Raw genomic sequence first — 19,468 nt, 5'->3', positions numbered from 1 at the left:
AAAATACCCATAATCCGTCCTCTCAACCCGCGCCTCAATGAGCGTCCAGGCTCAACCCCATCAACTGCTCTTGCAGAGCGGCATTGGTCGCCAGTTCCGCCATCTGCCCGGACCAGATCATGCGCCCGTCATCCATGACGTTCGCGGTGTCGCCCAAAGCCTTGGCGACGGCGAAATTCTGTTCGACAAGCAGGATCGACGCGCCTTGTTCCTTCAGGTCCTTCAGCGCACGGGCCATCGTGGTGATGATCGCGGGTGCGAGCCCCTTGGTCGGCTCGTCGATCAGGTACAGCTTGCGGTCTTCGATCATTACCCGGGCAATCGACAGCATCTGTTTTTGCCCGCCCGACAGGGTGCCGGCCTCGGATTTCCAGAACGTCTTGAGCGGTGGAAAGATCGTGAAAACCCAGTCCAGCCGGGCGCTGTCAATTGGGCCTGACACGGCGGCGAGCACCATGTTTTCTTCCACGGTCAGGTCGGCAAAGACCCCCATATCCTCGGGTACGAACCCCAATCCCGCGCGCGCAATGGCAGGCGTCGGTTTTCTGGTGATGTCTTCGCCGTCAAACGTGACCGTGCCTTTATGCGCCCGCCAGTGACCAATCACCGTGCGAAGGGTCGTCGTCTTGCCGACACCATTACGGCCCAGCAGCATGGTGACGGCGCCGCGCGGAACCTCAAGATCGACGCCTTGCAGAATGTGATATTGCGCGATGTTCGTATAAACACCGTCAAGGCGCAGGATCGGGTCAGACATCTTCCAGCTCCCGGCCCATATAGGCCTCTTGCACCACGTCCGACGCCATGACCGTTGCAGGGTCCCCATCAGCGGCAAGTGCGCCGTTGTGCAAGACGATGATCCGGTCGGCGAGCTTGGCAATCACGTCCATCTTGTGTTCGACCAGCAGGATGGTGCGGTCCGAATGTGCCTTCAGATCGGCGATCAGGTCCAGCACGACAGGGGCTTCGTCAACGCTCATACCCGCAGTGGGTTCGTCGAACATGTAAACGGCGGGGCCCAGTGCGATCAAAAGCGCGACTTCCAGCTTTCGCTGATCACCATGACTAAGTTCGGACACAACCTGTGCGGCCTGATCCAGCAACCGAACACGGGACAGGATCTGTTCGGCGGCTTGCGTCAGTTCGGTGTGCTTGCTGGCCATGGACCACAGGTTGAACCCCTGATCGGCCTTGGATTGTGCCACCAGCCGAACGTTTTCCAGCACGCTGAGGTTCGGGAACAGGCTGGTCAACTGAAAGGCCCGGCCAATGCCGGCCCGCGTGCGCTGGGCGACAGAGCGCCCTGTAATCTCTTGTCCGCGCAGAAAGACCGAACCGGATGTCGCCGGGATCTGGCCCGAGATCAGGTTGAAATAGGTGGTTTTGCCCGCGCCGTTGGGGCCGACAATCGCAGTCAGCTCACCGGCGTTGAAGGCGCAAGTGACTGCATCAACCGCGACATGGCCGCCAAACCGTACGGTCAGATCTGAAGTGCTGAGAATGGGGGGTGTCATCGGGTCCACATCTGCTTGGACGATGCCCCGCATCCACCGGACCGGGGCAGGGATGCCGGGCGCTGATCGCGCCCGGCTTTCGGGTTATTTGTTGCGAACCGGGATCGGCAGATCATCGATTGTCAGTTCACGCACCAGTTCGGGGATCGCCCATTCGACGCTGTCATCGACCTTGATCTTGAAGTGATACATGGACTGCATCGCCTGATGATCGTCGGCGCGGAATTTCATCATGCCCTTGGGCGTCATCCATTCCATGCCTTCCATCGCTTCGATCAGGGCGTCGGTCTCGGTAGAGCCGGCCTTTTTGATCGCCTCGACCACGGCCATACCAGCGGCCATGCCCCCTGCGGTGAAGAAATCAGGCGGGGTGCCGAAGCGGTCCTGATGCGTCGCGACCAGCCAGTCGTTCACGTCATTCTTGGGGATGTCGTAGTAGTAATACGTTGCCCCCTCCATGCCCGGAAACGCCTTATAGGCTTTTAGCGCAGCAAGGATGTTGCCGCCCGTGGCGATTTCGATGCCAAACCGTGATGGGTCCATCGCCTGAACCTTGCTCATCGGGTTGCCGCCACCGGCCCAGATGATGAACAGACGCTTTTCGCCATCCAGATCCTTCATGGCGTTGAAGATGCGCTCTGCTGAAGCAGTAAAGTCTGTGGTGTCAGTCGGGGCGTATTCTTCGTGGACGATGCCCGATCCGGCGCCTTCCAGCGCCTCGCGGAACGCCGCGATACCGTCACGACCAAAGGCATAATCCTGCGCCAAGGTCGCGATGTGGACGTTTTCACCGGCCAGCGCGATGGCATTTGCCACCGCGTCCTGCGATGAATTGCGCCCGGTGCGGAAGATATAGCGGTTCCAGTTCTTGCCAGTGATCGAGTCGGCCACGGCAGGTTCGACGATCAGCAGCTTTTCGTATTCTTCGGCAACTGGCAGCATCGCCAGTGCGACGCCCGAACTGACCGGACCGATGGCCAGGTCGACTTCGTCATCGCCATAGGCCTCTTCCAGCAAAGCTTTGCCGTTTTCCGGCTTCAGCTGGGTGTCTTTTTCAATCACGACGATCTTTTCGCCATCGATCTCCATGGTGCCGCCGGTGGCGTATTCCAGCCCCAGCATCAGCCCGTCGTGGGACTGTTTTGCATAGGCCTCGTAGGGGCCTGTCTTGCCATAGACATGGGCGATTTTGATATCAGCATATGCACTGGTGGCCAGCGCAAGCGCCGACACCATGCTCGCAACAAACATGCGGTTCACGGTAACCCTCCCTGATGATGCGCTTTGGGGATTTCGGTGCGCTCGTACCGAATGCCTTCAGGCTATCGGGTTGGGGTCGGACGGGTCAATTGAGTGGAAATACGCAGTTTTTGATCTGACGTCTTTCCTCAGGCGTCTTTCCAGCGTTTGGCCAGCGCGCGGGCGCTGCGGGCCAGAAGTACAACGTCGATGCCGACGGCCAGAAACTGAGCGCCCATGTCGTAATAGCCCTGGGTCGATTCCTCGGTGATACCCAACAGCCCGGGGGCCTTGCCGGCGGCCTTGATGCGTGCAACGGCATCGGCGATGACTTCTTGCACCTCGGGTGTGGCGGCGTTGCCTTTGAACCCCATGTCGGTCGACAGGTCAGCGGGGCCGATGAACACGCCATCAATGCCGTCGATTTTCAGGATGTCGTCCAGCGCTGCAATGCCAGCGCGGCTTTCGACCTGAACCAGAAGGCAGGTCTGATCGTCTGCCGTGGCGACATAGTCGGCGACGGCCCCGAACCCGGTTGCGCGGGCGGCTGCGGCACCGACGCCGCGGGTGCCGAAGGGCGGGTATTTCATCGCCCGGACAAGCTCTTGCGCCTGCTCAGCGCTGTCGACCATGGGGACCAGAACGGTCTGCGCCCCGGCGTCCAGCACCTGTTTGATCATCCATGTTTCGCCCACCGGAATCCGCACGACCGGGTGCGATGGGCTGGCGGACAAGGCCATCAGTTGATCGCGGATCGAACGGATATCATTGGGGCCGTGTTCGCCATCTATCACCAGCCAATCGAACCCGGCCGAGCCCATAATCTCGGCGGTGATCGCTTCGCCAAAGCTCATCCAGCAGCCGATTTGACGGTCACCGCGCGCAAGCGCCTGTTTGAAGGTATTCGTGGGGGCAGACATGGTGGGCTTCCTTTACGCGAATGCGATCTGAACAGATCCGAACGGGCCGAAATCGGCGTCGAACTGGGACCCGGCTGGGGCTTCTATGGGGCGGACGAATGATCCCGACAGGACGATATCTCCTGCGTCAATCGATTGTCCATATTCGGCCATGCGTCTGGCCAGCCAAAGCACCGAGGTGACAGGATCGTTCAGAACTCCGGCACCCAGACCGGTTTCTTCGACGATGCCGTTGCGGGTCACGATGGCCGGAACCCAACGCAGGTCAAACGCCTCGACCGCGTGTTTCCCATCCCCCAGAACGACACCGGCATTGGCGGCGTTGTCGCTGATCGTATCGGTGATAATCCGGGCCTTGCCCGTGTCAGGGTCGGCGCGCAGAATGCGGGTATCGAGGATTTCCAGTGAGGGCGCGACATAGTCTGTGGCGGCCAGGACGTCATCGCGGGTGCAGTGTGCGCCGGCCAACGGGGCCTTCATGACAAACGCAATCTCGGCCTCGACCCGGGGCTGGATGAACCGGCCCGCAGGGATCTTCGAGCCGTTTGGAAAGGCCATGTCGTCAAGTAAAACGCCGCTGTCAGGCGTATCGATCTTAAGCGCGTCCTGCATGGCACGGCTGGTCAGGCCGATCTTCCAGCCGATCTTGTGCCGCCCTGCCGTCTTTTTGCGTTCGACCAGAGCGGCCTGAACGGCATAGGCGTCAGCCATCGTCATGCCGGGATATTTCAGAGACAAAAGACCGGTTTGTGTCCCGTTCATGTCGGCCTGATACAGCGCTTCAGCGGCCTCGGTGATCTGATCGGGTGTCATGTTTCGTCCTTCACCGTGTTGACAAGCTTGCCGATGCCGGTCGCTTCGACCTCGATGACGTCGCCGGGCACCAAAAACCGGGGCGGATCAAAGCGCGCGCCTGCGCCGGTTGGAGTGCCTGTCACAATGATGTCGCCAGGAACAAGCGTCGTAAAGGTCGAGATGTATTCGATCTGCCGCCGGATCGGGAACAACATCCGCCCGGTGCGATCATCTTGCCGTAGTTCCCCGTTCACCTTCGTGGTCAGGCGCACATCGTCCAGTTGCGCGGGCGAGGTGAAAGGAACCAGCCACGGGCCAATTGCGCCCGAACTGTCCCAGTTCTTGCCTTGCGTCACATTGAACTTGGCATGGCGCACCCAGTCGCGCAGAGTGCCTTCGTTGCACAGCGTCACGGCGGCGATGTGGTCATAGGCCTTGTCCTGCGATATGCGCCGCCCGCCTTTGCCGATGACGATGGCAATTTCGCCCTCGTAATCCAGTTGTGGAGTTTCCGGGGGCCGGATCAGCGGGCGGTCATGCCCGGTGAACGACCGCGGGAACCGGATGAACAGGGACATGTTGGGCGGCGCGTCCTGTCCGTCTTTGTATTCGGCGTTGCGGTCGGGGAAATTGACTCCCACACAAATGATCTTTTCCGGGCCGGGGATCGGGATTTCATACTGAAATGTGCCGGTTGGGTGGGTGACCGGTTTGCCTTCGGCGGCAACCGCAAGATCATACAGCGCACCCGCCTCGATGACTTCGCGAAGGGTGGGCCATTGGGGAAACGCGGGCGACAGGGCGATCATGCCTTCGTCTGTCACCGCACCAAAAAAGGTTTCACCACCGGCAGAGTAGGTTGCAATACGGGTCATCAGGTCAGTCCTTCTGCGATTTCGGTGATCACGTCATAGGACATCATGACATCCTGTTCGGTGGTTTCAAACTGCCCCGCCTGAAAGCGGATGACCAGCTGCCCGTCGACGCGGGTCTGGGTGAGATAAATCCGCCCGTCATCGTTGATTGCGTTGACCAGACGCAGGTTGAGATCATCCAGATCCGTGCCTTCGCGCAGGTACCGGAAGGTAAACAGCGACCACATTGGTGGCGTGACAATCTCGATATCGGGGTGCGCGGCCAGCTTTTCATGCAGTTGGTTGGACCATTTGACATGGTTGCGCAGGCGTTCGCGCAACCCTTCCAGCCCATAGGCCCGGATCAGGAACCACAATTTCAGCGCGCGAAAGCGGCGGCCCAGCGGGATCGACCATTCGGAATAGTTGATGATGCCTTCGGCACCATGGGTTTTGAGGTATTCCGGGCTGATCGCGAGCGTTTTGACCAGATCGTCGGGGTTTTTCAGGAAATGTGCAGAACAATCGAACTGGGCGCCCAGCCATTTGTGCGGATTGAAGACAATGCTGTCAGCCTCTTCCACACCTTCCCAGTAATGCCGCATCTCGGGGCAGATCATCGCGCTGCCAGCCCACGCGGCGTCGACATGGGTGTAAAGCCCGTGTTTCTTTGCGACGGCCAGGCATTCGGCCACCGGATCTGTGGCACCGGTGCCGGTGCCGCCCACACACAGGATCACGCCAGCCGGAGTCAGGCCTGCGGCGATGTCAGCCTCAATCGCAGCGTCCAGAGCTTGCGGATCCATGCCGCGCCAGTCGCCTTTGATCGGTATGCGGATAAGGTTGTCCTGTCCGATGCCGGAAATCCAGATCGCCCGATCGATCGAGGTGTGCACCTCGGACGAGGCATAGATGCGTAGCGGGGTTTGTCCGGGCAGGCCCTGGGTGTTTCCGGTCCAGTTCAGCGCTTTTTCCCGCATCGTCAGAACGGCGGCCAGGGTCGCGGATGACGCACTGTCCTGAATGACGCCTGCGAAGGGGTCGGGCAGGCCAAGCGATTGGCGCAGCCAGTCCATCATCCGGGTTTCCATCTCGGTCGCTGCGGGCGAGGTTTGCCACAACATGCATTGCGGCGAGATCGCCGAGACAAGGAATTCGGCCAGAACCGATGGGGCGGCAGCGTTCGAGTTGAAATACGCAAAGAAGCGCGGGTGTTGCCAATGGGTGATGCCGGGCATCACGATCTCTTCGAAGTCCTGAAACACTTGTTCCATATCTTCGGGGGATTCCGGTGGGGTGGCCGGAAGGGCGTTCAGAACCTCACCCGGTTTTGTCTGCGCGCGCACAGGGCGATCGCCGACAGTTTTGTGATAGTCCTGCGCCCAGTCGGCGACGCGGCGACCCCAAGGGGCGAATTCATCCCAGTTCATGTGACCTGTCCTTTCGAGGGGGTCAGGGCGCGATGATCGGCTGCGCCGTCATCTTGCTTTCAGTGGTGTCAGCGCCCTCAAAAGTGGATCCTTCTTCGAACCAACTGCGCGGGGCAGGGGCGCCCCAGAGGGTTTGGCGTTGCGGGTCATCCAAGGCCCAGCGGATCGGTTCAAGATCGGGATCAACGGTTTGATAGTCCGAGCAGTAGATCTCGATCCGGTGGCCGTCGGGGTCCCGTACATAAAGGAAAAACGCGTTCGATATCCCGTGACGCCCGGGGCCGCGTTCGATGTTGGTGACATAGCCGGTGGTTGCCATCAGGTCGCACAGGTCAATGATGTTGAGCGGCGTGGGCACCCAGAAGGCACTGTGATGCAATCGCGGGCCGGTGCCATTGGTAAAGGCCACGTCGTGCACGCCGCCCTTACGGTGCATCCAAGCGGCCCAGACCTTACCGCTTTCGTCATCTTCAGTGTATTCAGTGACACGGAACCCGATTTCGTTATAAAACGCGACGCTGGCATCCACATCGGCAGAGAACATGTTGAAATGGTCGATGCGGAGCGGTTTCACACCGTTATACAGTTTGTATTTCTGGTGGATGGGCGGGAGTCGATCCATCTTGACGTAAAATTCCAGCGGGATGCCCCATGGGTCGCGGGTGCGAAAGGCGCGCCCCATGAAAGGGCGTTCCACCCATTCGACGGGCAAAGATTTTTCGTCGAAAAATCTCGCGGCGGCGTCGAGGTCGCTGTCATCGAACAGCTTGAACCCCAAAGCGCCAACCTCGGCCTTGTCGGCCTGAACCAGACAAATGCAATGGTGGCCGCGCTCTTCCATGGCCCGAAGGTAGATCCGGATATCGTCTTCGTCGGTGACTTGCAGGCCCAACGTATCAACATAGAACGCCCGCGAGGCGGACAGATCGGTTACGCAGTATTCGACGTGGCTGAGCCGAACGATGTTGAAGGGCGGGTACAGGTTTGGGGCGGGAATGGGCATGGGGGCTCCTGTTTACTGGACCGGGAAGATCACGTTGGTCTGACCGGTGCCGGAACTTGGGAAATACTCGGTCATAACCTCGCATTTTGCATCGTATGTGTCCCATCCCAGGGCACCATACAGCATGGCGGTGTCATGCATTGACCCTTCGCCACAACAATGTCCGGCATATTCGCCCAGCATCTTGAGGAAGGTGGCATGGTCGCCGTTCTTCCACATCTCAAGCACATGCAAATCGACCTGACGGTTGAACTCGGATGAAATTGTAAAGGTGCCGTTGTTGGCGGCATAGTCCTTATTGGCCCAGATCTTGTGGCTTAAGCTGCCACTGGCAACCAGCAGGACTTTCTCGTCACTCAGTTCGACAGCCTCGCGGATGGCTTCGCCAACGATACGGCTTTCGTCGTGGTCATGCACCGTGGCCCATGCGGCCACGGACACCACTTTCATGTCGTGCTCGCGGCTCATGAACCGCATCGGAACAAGCGTTCCGTATTCCAGTTCAAGACTGTCCAGATGGTGGCACAAGGTGTAGGCACCCTTGTCGGATGCGGCTTTGGCAATCGCGTCGCCTAATTCGGGGTTGCCATCGTAGGCATAGGGCAGATCCTGAATGAACTGTGGGAATTCGTTGGAGGTGAACAACCCCTCGAACCGCTTGTTGGCATTGATGTGGAACCCGGCGTTGATCACCCAGTGGGTGTCGCAGATGACCGCGGTTGTGGCACCAAGTGCCTTGGCGCGCCGTGCGATTTCACGGTGGCCGTCGATGGCGGGCTGGCGTTTGCCTTTGACCGGGCCGTCCTGTTCCGACATCAACATCGTCGGAACATGGGTCATTTTTGCAGCGAGGACGATTTCTCCCATTGGAGCCTCCTTTGGAGATGTCGGGGGTGAGGGGCCAGCCCCTCACACTCCCCGGGATATTTGACGCAAGAGGATAAAGGCAGGCGGTGTCAGGCCCCAAGCCTCGTGATCTTGTGCTGACCGGTGGCGAAGCCGATGTGTTTTTGTTCCATGTAGAATTCGAACGACCAGTCGCCACCGTCGCGCCCGATACCGCTGGATTTCACGCCGCCGAATGGGGTTGGCAGGTGGCGCACGTTCTCGGAGTTCACCCAGATCATCCCGGCTTCGAGTTTGTCGGTAAAGCGCAGGGCGCGCGTCAGGTCGTTGGTCCAGACATATCCGGTCAGGCCGTAAGCGGTGTCATTGGCCATTTCGAGCGCGTCTTCTTCGGTGCTGAAGGGAATCGACGTCAGGACGGGTCCAAAAATTTCTTCCTGAGCGATGCGCATCTTGTTGGTGGCATTGGTGAAGAGGGTCGGGCGGACGAAAAAGCCTCTGTCGCCGACTTTGACGCCACCAGCGGCCACGGTGGCCCCGTCCTGTTTCGCGATGTCGAAGTACGAGGTCACCTTGTCATAGTGCTCCTGAGTGACAAGCGGGCCGATTTCGGTCGCCGGATCCAGCGGGTGGCCGACCTTGATGTTGTTGACACGTTCGACCAGCCTGGCTTCGAAGGCTTCGCGGATGGTGTCCTGCACCAATAGCCGCGAGGACGATGTGCAGCGTTCGCCGTTGATCGAGTAAATCATGAAGATCACGGCGTCCAAGGCGCGCTCCAGATCGGCGTCGTCAAAGACAATGACCGGGTTCTTGCCGCCAAGTTCCAGATGCATCCTTTTGAGCGTGTCGGCGCCCTGTTTGGTGATAATGCTTCCGGTGCGGCTTTCGCCAACAAAAGCGATGGCCTTGATCTTGGGGTGTTCGGTCAGGGCTTTGCCGGCGTCTTCGCCGAACCCGTTGACGGTGTTCAGGACGCCGGGCGGCAAACCGGCCTCTTCGGCGATTTCGACCAGAAGGCGCGCGGTCAGGGGGGATGCCTCGGCGGGTTTGTGAACCACTGTGCAGCCCGAGGCCAACGCCGGGGCGATCTTCCATGTCGACAGCATGAACGGTGTGTTCCACGGGGTGATGACACCCACCGGGCCGATTGGCACGCGGGTGGTGATGTTCATCAAGGTGGGGGATTTCAGATGCTGGCCGTCGCGGGCCTGCACGACCTGATCGGCGAAATAGCGGAAGTTTTCCGCGCCGCGCAGCGCGGCCTTGGACATGAACCGCAAGGCCTGGCCCGTATCCCAGCATTCGCACAGGGCGATTTCTTCGGCGCGGTCTTCGATGGCCTCGGCGACATTCAGCAGGATCTTGCGGCGTTGGGTGGCAGGCATATCGCGCCAGGCCGGGAACGCATCGGCAGCGGCCCAGGCGGCGGCGTCGATATCGTCGGCGGTGCCATGGGCCACGTCGCAGATCACTGTTTTGTCGACCGGGGACAGGGTTTGGAACACGCCGCCCGAGCCCGGACGGTCCTGCCCTGCGATGCGGTTGGGGATACCGGTTTCCTTGAAACGGGTCAGATGGCCAGTCAGCTTCTCGATGTTTTGATCAAGTGCGGTCATTTACGTCTCCAAATGGTCCCGGATGGTTCCGGTCTTGGGCGAAAGATCTGGGTCGATGTCGCGCATTTCAAACGACAGAGCGAGTGAGCGGGTCGCCATCACCGGTTCGACGAACCTGCGAGCGGCTTCAAAGATGTGGTTTGTGGCGGCCCGTTTTGTGTCGATGTCACGACCGCCGCGCAGCCGCAGGGACATATCGATAAAACCGTGGTGATCGGCCCCGTCGGCTATGGACACATGATCGGCCCGATGCGCGCGCACCCGAATGCCGGGCAAAGGCAGGGCGCCGGTTTCGATCATGGCGACACGCAAAGCATCGCAGAGGGCAGGCATATCGAGCCAGTGTTCTACGTTTGGCGAATAGTCGATGATCAGATGCGCCAAGGTCTCCTCCCTCTGGCTTGTATAGTTAACATGTGTAGCAAAGTGAATCTGCTGCGTCAAGCCCTGATAAACGATCATGGATTGCCATCCCGCGCGACCGGCGGCACACTTAGGGGATGACCAGTAAATATGTATCCACGTCTAGATCCCTTCCAATCACCCTGCTTCGCGCGCGGGAAAAGGTTATGGGGCCGATCCGCGCCATGCTAAGCGATGTCGGCATCACCGAACAGCAATGGCGGGTTCTACGCGTTCTGCAGGAAGGCGGCGCGATGGAGCCGACCCGAATTGCCGACGAGGCCTGCCTTTTATTGCCCAGCTTGACTCGAATCCTTCAAAAGCTGGAGGAAAAAGACATGATCGCGCGGCGTCCGGATCAGGAGGATCGCCGCAAGCAGATTGTTCGGATCACGGACAAGGGTAACGATGTGATTTATGCAAACCTGGAAACCAGCATTGCGCTGATGGAGGGTGTTCGCGACCGAATGGGGCCGGATCGATACGACGCATTGCTGGACCTTTTGAACGAACTTGATGCGACCGCGCCGGACACATCGTCCTGATGAGCGGGCTTTGCCAGCAATTATGCACAAAAAATAGGCGAATCGCGTCGTTTTCTGCCGAAAATGGAACGGTCGGGGTGCTGATCTCTCACATCCGGCAAGATGCGGTGATTGGATGGGTCGACTTAACAAGGGTGGGGCGATGACTGAGACCCGGCAAATGTTTGACGAAATGTATGGGTTTAGCGACACCGCCCGCGAACCATATGCGAATTACGCGGACTGGATCGCGTTGGAGGAGTTTGCCAACCTCAAACGTAAATCCGCGCAGGCCGAAAAGCTGTTTCGGCTGACCGGGATCACGTTCAACGTGTACGGCGTAGAAGAGGAGACCGAGCGGTTGATCCCGTTCGACCTTGTGCCGCGGATCATTGCCGCCAAGGAATGGCAGACCCTGTCACGCGGGATCGAACAGCGGGTGCGCGCCATCAATGCGTTCCTGCACGACATCTATCACCGGCAGGAAATCCTTAAGGCAGGCCGCGTTCCGGTCGAAATGATTGCCCAGAACGAAGCCTTTCTGCCACAGATGATCGGCGTATCTCCGCCGGGAAATATCTATACTCATATCGTGGGTACCGATCTGGTGCGCACGGGTGAGAACGAATTTTTCGTACTGGAGGACAACGCAAGAACCCCGTCTGGCGTATCCTACATGTTGGAAAACCGGGAAACCATGCTGCACATGTTCCCTGAGTTGTTCAATCGCAACAAGGTGCGCAGCGTCAGCCAGTACCCGCGCAGCCTGCGCCGCTCACTTGCTGCATGTCGTCCGACTTGCAGCAGCGACCATCCCGTGGTCGCCGTGTTGACGCCGGGCATCTTTAATTCGGCCTATTACGAACATGCCTTTCTTGCCGATCAGATGGGGGTGGAACTGGTCGAAGGCCATGATTTGCGCGTGGTCGATGGACGCGTCGCGATGCGAACGACGCGTGGCTATCAGGCGATTGACGTCCTGTATCGCCGGGTTGACGACGAATTCCTTGATCCGCTGAACTTCAATCCGGACAGCATGCTGGGCGTGCCGGGCCTTATGGATGTCTACCGTGCCGGAGGGATAACCATCGCCAATGCGCCCGGAACCGGGATCGCGGATGACAAGGCGATCTATTCCTACATGCCTGAGATCGTCGAATTTTATACCGGCGAAAAACCGATCCTGAAGAACGTCCCGACCCATCGGTGCTCCGAGCCTGATGCGTTGGCCTATGTGCTGGATAATCTGGCCGAGTTGGTCGTGAAAGAGGTGCACGGATCGGGCGGATACGGGATGCTGGTCGGGCCCACCGCCAGTAAAAAGGAAATCGCGGCGTTCCGCGAAAAGTTGAAGGCGCGGCCCGACAACTATATCGCGCAACCCACTTTGTCGCTGTCAACGGTACCGATCTTGACCAAGGCCGGTCTGGCGCCGCGCCATGTCGATCTGCGACCCTTTGCGCTCGCTTCGCCCAACGGGGTCGAGATCATTCCCGGCGGGCTGACCCGGGTGGCGCTGAAAAAAGGGTCTTTGGTCGTGAACTCGTCGCAGGGCGGCGGGACCAAAGACACCTGGGTGCTGGAGGACTAAGGGATGCTGGGAAAAACAGCCGGTGGCGTCTTTTGGATGCTTCGATACATGGAGCGCAGCGAAAATACAGCGCGAATGATCGATGCGGGACTGCGGATTTCGCTGACCCGCTCGGGCGCTGCCGATGGTGAATGGACGTCGATCCTGACCGCGCTGGGCGTGATCAATGCCTATAACGCCAACTATGAAACCGTTGATGGGCCGCGCGTTATCAACTTTCTGCTGCGCGACAAGGCCAACCATAACAGCGTGATTTCGGCAGTCGAAGCGGCGCGTACAAATGCGCGAATGGTGCGCACGGCGCTGACCCGCGAAGTGTGGGAAGCCGTGAACGAATGCTGGATGGACCTGAGCGAGCTTCTGGCCAGGCCGATCAATCAACAGGATTTGCCGGATATATTAAGCACGATCCGCAAGCACAGTGCCTTTGTCCGGGGGACTTTGGCGGGCACTATGGTGCGCAACGACATTTACAATTTCGCGCGGGTGGGAACGTTTTTTGAACGGGCCGACAATGTCGCCCGCATCATGGACGTGAAATACTATATCCTGCTGCCATCGATCCTGCATGTCGGCAGCGCGACGGACAATGTTCAGTGGGAATCAATCCTGCGGTCGACCTCGGCAAGTCGTGCCTATCAGACCTTGCATGAAAACGAACACAATCCGCGCGACATCGCGCGCTTCCTGATCCTGGATCACCGCCTGCCGCGGTCGCTGGCCTTCTGCTACAGGAAAATCCAAAGAAACCTGCAGCATATCGCCGATGATTACGGGCAGCTTGCGCCCTGCAACGGTTTGGTGAATGGGATTTGTCAGAAATTCGACAACACGTCGATTGATCTCATCTTCGACTATGGCCTGCATGAATTCATAACCGATTTCCTGATCGAAAGTCAGTCTCTTGGTCGGCAGATTGAAGTCGACTTCCGGTTCAGCGAGTGACGAAAACATGCGACTGAAGATATCCCATACGACGTCCTATCACTATGATGCACCGGTGCCCTATGCCTTGCAGCAGCTGCGTCTGAGGCCCAAGTCGCGCGCCGAACAAACGGTTCTGTCGTGGGACCTGTCCGTCGAAAACGGGCACCAGCAACTGAGTTTTGAGGATGAACACGCCAATACGGTTGACTTGATCAGTTTCGAACCCGGTGTCAGCAATATTACCGTGCATTGTGAAGGCGAGGTCGAGGTCACTGACACAAATGGCGTGGTCGGCAAGCATTCGGGCTATGTCCCGCTGTGGTTATTCAAACGGGCGACGCCATTGACCCGGGCGGGGTCGCAGCTTCGCGCGTTGGCCGCGTCGCTGGAGCGGACGGAAAACGACCTGAGCGACCTTCACGCTCTGTCTGCGCTGGTACTTGAGCGTTTGCCATATTCAACGCAGCAGGAAAGCGCTGAGTTAAGTGCCGAGCAGGCGCTGAACGTCGGACATGGAGTGTGTCAGGACCATGCGCATGTGTTCATCGCGGCAGCCAGGCATCTGGATTTTCCCGCACGCTATGTCAGCGGGTACCTGATGATGAATGATCGGGTCGATCAGGATGCAAGCCACGCTTGGGCGGAAGTGCATGTTGACGGGCTGGGCTGGGTTGGTTTTGACATTTCGAACGCCATGTCTCCCGATGCGCGCTATGTCCGTGTGGCAACCGCACTGGACTATCACGGGGCGGCGCCGGTCTCAGGTATGCGGTTTGGCGCAGCGTCCGAGGCCCTGAACGTCAAATTGCAGGTTGAGCAGCGGCAGGAATAAGATACACCGAACCGAATCCCGGCGATGCGACGGGGACGGAAGAACAGGCAGTCAAAAATGACGTATTGCGTTGGTATGCTCCTTGACCGGGGTTTGGTTTTCATGTCGGACACCCGGACAAATGCCGGGATCGACAATATCGCGACCGCCAGAAAGATGCACACCTGGGAGGTTCCGGGCGAACGGGTCATCACGCTGATGACTGCCGGAAACCTGGCCACCACGCAGACCGTTATCGGCCTGATCGACGAACGCACAAAAGCACCCGAAGACCGGTCGCCCTCGATCCTCGAGGCACCATCGATGTTCCAGATCGCGCGCGCCGTTGGGCGCACCCTGAAAGAGGTCATTGCTGACAACGCCGAAGGTGGCGCACAGGCCTCTGCCGCGACTTTTGGCGCAACGATGATCCTTGGCGGGCAGATCAATGGCAGCGAACCGCGCCTGTTCCTGATCTATCCCGAAGGCAACTTTATCGAGGCCAGTGCAGACAATCCATTCTTCCAGATCGGCGAAGCCAAATACGGCAAGCCGATCCTGGTGCGCGCCTATGACCCTGCAATGAGTTTTGAGTCGGCGATCAAGCTGCTGCTGGTCAGCTTCGACAGCACGATCAAGGCCAACCTCTCGGTCGGCCTTCCGCTGGATTACACGACTTACGAACAGGATTCGTTCCACTTTGGCCAACAAGGGCGGATCACGGCGGATGACCCCTATTATCAAACCGTGTCGAACGGCTGGGGTGAAGCATTGAAAACGGCCTTTAGTCATCTGCCGGATTTTTCATTCGAAACCCGCTAGACGCGCGATCCGACGGTCGTCCTGTCCGCACCATACTCCTAATGGTTCCAAGCATTCGGGGATGCCAAGAAACCGACTTGCGAGTGTGATCTGGTTAACTGAACTCGCCCGGCCTTTCCGGCAAACTCCTTCCTGACAGCGTTCTCAGAAGAACGCTGCGTTTCGCTGGCGACAAGCGTGAAACGACCTTCTGCGCTTTAAGCCAGCTTTGTATGGGAAGGATGTATTATGTATAAATTTGTGATCACTGCCTGCCTGGCCGTCTCCCTGTCAGGCGCGGCTTCGGCCGCCGAATTGAAGGGCGCGGACATTGTCGCCGTGCTAAGCGGCAAAACATATGCTTGTGAAAACAAGGCCAAAGACAAGCAAATGAAAATGGTATTTCCTAAGCTGAATCCTGCGACACAGGAAATTCCTTACACCTATACGCTTGATGGTAAGACCAAGAGCGGTGCGTATGTATTTCGCAACAACGGTGCGAAACTGGTTAGCAAAGGGTCCAGTCAGACGCGTCGGGTGATGCAGACCTCGGCCAATTCGGTTCAGATTATCGGGCGCTCGGGCCAGTATTGGTTATGCATCGAATCGTAAATCTTACGATCTGAGCGCGGGTTCGTCCGATTTGGAAACTTTGCGGTTCAGGACGCGTGTTCATGGTGAAACAAGGTTGCCTGTCCCCCCGCCGACGTCCGCGGCGGGGGTCTTGGATAGCTTGCGTTGATCAGTACAGGGCCACCGGGTTGATGATCATCTGCACGGTGCCGCGAATCCGGGCTTGGCCCAGCACGAACATGAACTCGCTGACGCCTTCACGCAGCACGGGGCCGGTGTTCATAGTTTCCAGCAGGTAGACACCATTTTTCTTCAGCGCGATGACATGGCCATAGAACGCGCCATCTCCGGGTGCAGGCGGTACAGGTTCGACACCCCATGTATCCGCGCCGACGGCCATCACGTCCATATCGGTAAGATATGTCATCCCGGCCACGTTCAGACCGGGTTCGCCTGAAACCCAGGCATTGGGGTCACTGTCCAGCATGTTTTCGGTCCAACCGGTGTGGAAAAGAACGATATCGCCTTTGCCAATGCTGACACCCTGCGCATCGGCGGCGGCCTTGATTTCATCCGGGCCGAAATGGTCACCAGCGGCAAGGAAGTCTTTTCCGGCTTGCTTTGCCATGTCGAGAACCACAGCTCGACCGACCAATGGTGGGATATTGTGAACACCTAGCTTTTTCAGCCCAGTAATGGCTGCGAAGTCCTTTTCATCGTTACAGTTGTAATACAATCCAGATTCGCCCAGATGCCCCAGCCCGTCGATCTGTGATCCGATGCCAACCCATGTCTGGATGATGTCGTCGTTATACACACCGGGATAGCCAAACTGGTCCAGTTTCTGCCCGCCCTGCTGGTTGGGTTGCACAACTTGCAGGCTTAGCGACCGGGGCGGAAAGGCCGGAGTGTTGGAATCGATGACGATACCCAAAGGCAGGGATTTGCCCTGTTTGATCAGCTTTGCAGCCATCAGGGTGTTTTCCGGGGTCACCAGATTGGCCGAGCCAATTTCGTCATCCGCGCCCCATTTGGATGGTGCACAATCTGCGGCGAACACGGATGTGGCTGACATGGAAAGGGCGCAGGCGATGCCTGCGATATATGTAGTCTTCAATGTTTGTTCCTCCCAAAACTAACGACCCGAAATGACGTCTCTCGGGTCGAATGGTGAAAGCGTAACACTGAATCACCCGTTGGTTGTGCGATTCTTTTTCGGCGGTGAACCGGTGGATCGCCTTGTGTTTGGCGTCGGGTCGGTTGCGCTGACAGCCGCACTGACGCATGAAAGGCTGCGGTAGGTCACGTGTTCGGGGCGGAGGACGAATTGGCAGATAGACCAAAGCTTTGGCTGCATGTGGGGCCGGCGAAAACCGGGACGACGTCGATTCAGACAACGTTCTTTGAGAATTGCAGCACATTGACAGCCCATGGTCTGTGTTATCCCGGCGTGCCCGAGAACCGGTTTTCAAACGCCCGTTACGCCCACCATTTCCTTGCCCGTGCAGCAGCAGAGGGGGATATGGCGTTTGTTGAGACGTATTTGAGCGGTTTGCCAGAGATGCCCGATACCGTGATCAGTTCCGAAGGCCTGTATCGCAGTTTCGCAAATCATGGTGAGGCCCTGGTAAATCTGCTGGACCGGTACTTCAGGACAACCGTGATTTATTATGCGCGCGAGCCGGTTGCCCGGGCAAATTCCATGGCGCAGCAGTTCTTGAAAACAGGTAAGGCGTCATTGGCCGAACTGAACGAAAACCCGCCACGGGTGCCCGCTCGTAAAGAATTGCAAAGACTGTCGGGCTTGTTCGGGGAAGATAGGCTGAGTGTTCGTGTCTTTGGTACCGACCAGTTCGAGGGGGGCGATCTTGTCACCGATTTCTGCGCAGCTATTGCGCATCCTGAACTGGCCGCTCATTTGCGGCGCGTGCGTTTGAACGAATCTATTTCGATGGAGACGGCTGAGAAAATCGATCAATACCGGCGCAAGACCGGGGATACCGGCGTGATCCGCCCGCGGGACGACAGGTTTCGCACCGGCAATACGCGGTTTTCCCTATCGGATAGCGCCATCGGCATTGTACGTGCGCGCGCTGCCAGAGACATCGAATGGTTGGCGCAAACCTATGGAATTCACTTTTGACACCGGATTGCCTGGCAACCTAGTCCGGCTTGCAGGTCTCGGGATAGGCTGCCGCAAACGCAGGAACAGTGCTGCACGCCGTTTCGACACTCAGCAGGCGTGGCATGTCGCTGATATCGACCTCCCAACGGCGGGCGTTATAGACTTGGGGCATCAGGCAAATGTCGGCCAGTCCCGGCGTATCACCACAGCAAAACGGGGCCTGATCGAATGATTCCAGCATCGTTTCAAAGGCGAGCAGGCCCGGTCGGATAAAGCGTTGCATCCATTCTTTGCGTGCGCCATCGCGACCGCCTGCGAATTGCTCAGCGGCGACTGCGACGGACAGATTGCAGACCGGATGAACATCGACAGCGATGGAATGGGCCAGCGCCTGTTGCAGGGCCCGTTCGCCTGGCTCTTTGGGCAACAGGCCTAGGCTCCGGGTCTGGTCGAGGTAATCGAGAATGGCCAGTGATTGTGTCAACCGCAACCCGTCGATATCCAGCACCGGGACAAAGCCCTGCGGGTTGCGTGACATATGATCATCGCTGCGGTGTTCGCGTTTGACCAAGTCCACGGGAATGGCGCGATAGTCGCTCCCGGCAAGGTTCAATGCGATGCGCACACGATAGCTCGCCGAGGATCGCCAATAGTCGTAAAGGACTGTGTCACTCATGGATATCCTCCGGTTTTCCATGCGACCCGCTTTGATAAGGCAGCGGCCAGATCACCACTTTAGCAGTGTTTACACGTCCGTCAGTTCTTTCTTGTGCAGCCAGTCCGCGTGCTTGGGCGCGCGTTTGGTTCTGGACCATTCCTCCAACATCTCCCAGCGGACTTCGGCGGCCTTCTTGTTCATCGCGGCCGCGCCCGGGTCGTCATAGGCCAGTTCAACGCGATGTCCGTTTGGATCGAAGAAATAGATCGAATGGAACAGCGAATGATCGGTGACGCCCAGCACCTCGACCCCATTGGCTTCAAGGTGATCTTTGTATTCGATCAGCTCGTCGCGGTCTTCGACCAGAAAGGCGATGTGCTGCACCCATTCCGGGGTGTTGGGATCACGGCCCATGTCCGGTTTGGTTGGCAATTCAAAGAAGGCCAGAACATTGCCGTTTCCGGCATCCAGAAAGACATGCATGTAGGGATCGGGTTCATGCGTCGACGGGACATGGTTCTCGGCAAAGGCCAGCGTGAAATCCATGTTCAGCATCTGCTTGTACCATTCGACCGTCTCTTTCGCGTCTTTGCAGCGATAGGCAACGTGGTGGATCTGTTTGATGTTCATTGGGTGTCCTCCTTCTGGTCAAACGCAGCGGCCTTCAGCGCTTGGGAAAGCACGGCCCGGTCGCCGATATGGTTGGCCAGCACAAGAACCAGACGCGCGTTCAGCGCGTGACTGTCTGCGGTGTCCATTCCGTCGTGCGTATCCAGCAGATCGGCATAGAAATCATCTGCGCCGTCAATGTTCGGGGTCAGGATCAGGTCGGCCAT

At 58.3% G+C, this 19,468-nt stretch carries 22 protein-coding genes; 7 read left to right on the top strand and 15 right to left on the bottom strand.

All coding sequences use genetic code 11. The features are described 5' to 3' along the window. Window positions 1-34: 34 nt before the first annotated feature. The 11 genes from FOY56_RS12795 to FOY56_RS12745 all read right to left on the bottom strand — a co-directional run bounded on the left by FOY56_RS12795 (window position 35) and on the right by FOY56_RS12745 (window position 10,604). Complete coding sequence (locus FOY56_RS12795) at window positions 35-757, bottom strand: ABC transporter ATP-binding protein (protein WP_146346235.1); 723 nt, start codon at window positions 755-757, stop codon at window positions 35-37. Continuing rightward, window positions 750-1,514, bottom strand: a complete 765-nt coding sequence (locus tag FOY56_RS12790; protein ID WP_146346234.1) for an ABC transporter ATP-binding protein — start codon at window positions 1,512-1,514, stop codon at window positions 750-752. Before FOY56_RS12790 ends, FOY56_RS12795 begins: the two co-directional genes overlap by 8 nt. An 84-nt stretch (window positions 1,515-1,598) precedes the next feature. After that, window positions 1,599-2,765 carry a substrate-binding domain-containing protein gene (locus FOY56_RS12785; RefSeq protein ID WP_425468367.1) on the bottom strand — a complete coding sequence of 389 codons (1,167 nt, stop codon included), beginning with the start codon at window positions 2,763-2,765 and terminating at the stop codon, window positions 1,599-1,601. Window positions 2,766-2,902: 137 nt separating this feature from the next. Next, the gene (locus FOY56_RS12780) at window positions 2,903-3,673 is read right to left on the bottom strand and encodes an HpcH/HpaI aldolase family protein (protein ID WP_146346232.1); all 771 of its coding nucleotides are present in this window, start codon (window positions 3,671-3,673) and stop codon (window positions 2,903-2,905) included. 12 nt (window positions 3,674-3,685) lie between these two features. After that, window positions 3,686-4,486, bottom strand: coding sequence for a 2-oxo-hept-4-ene-1,7-dioate hydratase (gene hpaH / locus FOY56_RS12775; RefSeq protein WP_146346231.1), 801 nt, complete (start codon window positions 4,484-4,486; stop codon window positions 3,686-3,688). Next, window positions 4,483-5,343, bottom strand: a complete 861-nt coding sequence (locus FOY56_RS12770) for a fumarylacetoacetate hydrolase family protein (protein WP_146346230.1) — start codon at window positions 5,341-5,343, stop codon at window positions 4,483-4,485. The genes hpaH and FOY56_RS12770 overlap by 4 nt, the downstream gene beginning before the upstream one ends. Continuing rightward, window positions 5,343-6,752: a pyridoxal phosphate-dependent decarboxylase family protein gene (locus FOY56_RS12765; protein WP_146346229.1), complete on the bottom strand. Its 1,410-nt coding sequence runs from the start codon at window positions 6,750-6,752 to the stop codon at window positions 5,343-5,345. The genes FOY56_RS12770 and FOY56_RS12765 overlap by 1 nt, the downstream gene beginning before the upstream one ends. Window positions 6,753-6,774: 22 nt before the next feature. Continuing rightward, a complete protein-coding gene (gene hpaD, locus FOY56_RS12760; RefSeq protein ID WP_146346228.1) occupies window positions 6,775-7,755 on the bottom strand; it encodes a 3,4-dihydroxyphenylacetate 2,3-dioxygenase in 981 nt (326 codons plus the stop codon). A 12-nt stretch (window positions 7,756-7,767) separates the two neighbouring features. Next, a complete protein-coding gene (gene hpaD / locus FOY56_RS12755; protein ID WP_146346227.1) occupies window positions 7,768-8,622 on the bottom strand; it encodes a 3,4-dihydroxyphenylacetate 2,3-dioxygenase in 855 nt (284 codons plus the stop codon). An 89-nt stretch (window positions 8,623-8,711) separates the two neighbouring features. Then, window positions 8,712-10,220, bottom strand: a complete 1,509-nt coding sequence (gene hpaE / locus FOY56_RS12750) for a 5-carboxymethyl-2-hydroxymuconate semialdehyde dehydrogenase (protein ID WP_146346226.1) — start codon at window positions 10,218-10,220, stop codon at window positions 8,712-8,714. Then, a complete protein-coding gene (locus tag FOY56_RS12745; RefSeq protein WP_146346225.1) occupies window positions 10,221-10,604 on the bottom strand; it encodes a 5-carboxymethyl-2-hydroxymuconate Delta-isomerase in 384 nt (127 codons plus the stop codon). A 116-nt stretch (window positions 10,605-10,720) separates the two neighbouring features. On the opposite strand from FOY56_RS12745, the gene hpaR reads away from it, so the two are divergent. From hpaR to FOY56_RS12715, 6 genes are all read left to right on the top strand, one after another. Further along, window positions 10,721-11,167: a homoprotocatechuate degradation operon regulator HpaR gene (gene hpaR / locus FOY56_RS12740; protein ID WP_146346224.1), complete on the top strand. Its 447-nt coding sequence runs from the start codon at window positions 10,721-10,723 to the stop codon at window positions 11,165-11,167. A 142-nt stretch (window positions 11,168-11,309) separates the two neighbouring features. After that, window positions 11,310-12,737, top strand: a complete 1,428-nt coding sequence (locus FOY56_RS12735) for a circularly permuted type 2 ATP-grasp protein (protein ID WP_186766326.1) — start codon at window positions 11,310-11,312, stop codon at window positions 12,735-12,737. Window positions 12,738-12,740: 3 nt separating this feature from the next. Further along, window positions 12,741-13,682 carry an alpha-E domain-containing protein gene (locus FOY56_RS12730; RefSeq protein ID WP_146346223.1) on the top strand — a complete coding sequence of 314 codons (942 nt, stop codon included), beginning with the start codon at window positions 12,741-12,743 and terminating at the stop codon, window positions 13,680-13,682. Window positions 13,683-13,689: 7 nt separating this feature from the next. Next, window positions 13,690-14,496, top strand: coding sequence for a transglutaminase family protein (locus FOY56_RS12725; RefSeq protein WP_146346222.1), 807 nt, complete (start codon window positions 13,690-13,692; stop codon window positions 14,494-14,496). Window positions 14,497-14,553: 57 nt separating this feature from the next. Beyond that, window positions 14,554-15,297 (top strand): proteasome-type protease, encoded by a 744-nt coding sequence (locus FOY56_RS12720; RefSeq protein WP_146346221.1) that lies wholly within the window; start codon window positions 14,554-14,556, stop codon window positions 15,295-15,297. Between the two features lie 228 nt (window positions 15,298-15,525). After that, window positions 15,526-15,888 (top strand): hypothetical protein, encoded by a 363-nt coding sequence (locus FOY56_RS12715; RefSeq protein ID WP_146346220.1) that lies wholly within the window; start codon window positions 15,526-15,528, stop codon window positions 15,886-15,888. Window positions 15,889-16,018: 130 nt separating this feature from the next. Here the strand turns inward: FOY56_RS12715 and FOY56_RS12710 are convergent, their stop codons facing one another. Continuing rightward, window positions 16,019-16,966 carry a cyclase family protein gene (locus tag FOY56_RS12710; protein WP_246139478.1) on the bottom strand — a complete coding sequence of 316 codons (948 nt, stop codon included), beginning with the start codon at window positions 16,964-16,966 and terminating at the stop codon, window positions 16,019-16,021. A 210-nt stretch (window positions 16,967-17,176) separates the two neighbouring features. Here FOY56_RS12710 and FOY56_RS12705 point away from each other — a divergent pair, with 210 nt between their 5' ends. After that, the gene (locus tag FOY56_RS12705) at window positions 17,177-17,992 is read left to right on the top strand and encodes a hypothetical protein (protein WP_146346219.1); all 816 of its coding nucleotides are present in this window, start codon (window positions 17,177-17,179) and stop codon (window positions 17,990-17,992) included. A gap of 19 nt (window positions 17,993-18,011) precedes the next feature. Here FOY56_RS12705 and maiA read toward each other — a convergent pair whose 3' ends face one another. From maiA to FOY56_RS12690, 3 genes are all read right to left on the bottom strand, one after another. Beyond that, window positions 18,012-18,650: a maleylacetoacetate isomerase gene (maiA, locus tag FOY56_RS12700; protein WP_146346218.1), complete on the bottom strand. Its 639-nt coding sequence runs from the start codon at window positions 18,648-18,650 to the stop codon at window positions 18,012-18,014. Between the two features lie 69 nt (window positions 18,651-18,719). Then, entirely contained in the window at window positions 18,720-19,262 is a 543-nt protein-coding gene (locus FOY56_RS12695) for a VOC family protein (protein ID WP_146346217.1), read from the bottom strand. Beyond that, window positions 19,259-19,468, bottom strand: coding sequence for a DUF2783 domain-containing protein (locus FOY56_RS12690; RefSeq protein ID WP_146346216.1), 210 nt, complete (start codon window positions 19,466-19,468; stop codon window positions 19,259-19,261). The genes FOY56_RS12695 and FOY56_RS12690 overlap by 4 nt, the downstream gene beginning before the upstream one ends.

Source organism: Falsiphaeobacter marinintestinus (genome assembly GCF_007923355.1).
GTDB classification, from domain to species: Bacteria; Pseudomonadota; Alphaproteobacteria; order Rhodobacterales; family Rhodobacteraceae; genus Phaeobacter_A; species Phaeobacter_A marinintestinus.
Note: the sequence above shows the minus strand (reverse complement) of the source record. Positions and strands in the feature narration are given on the sequence as shown.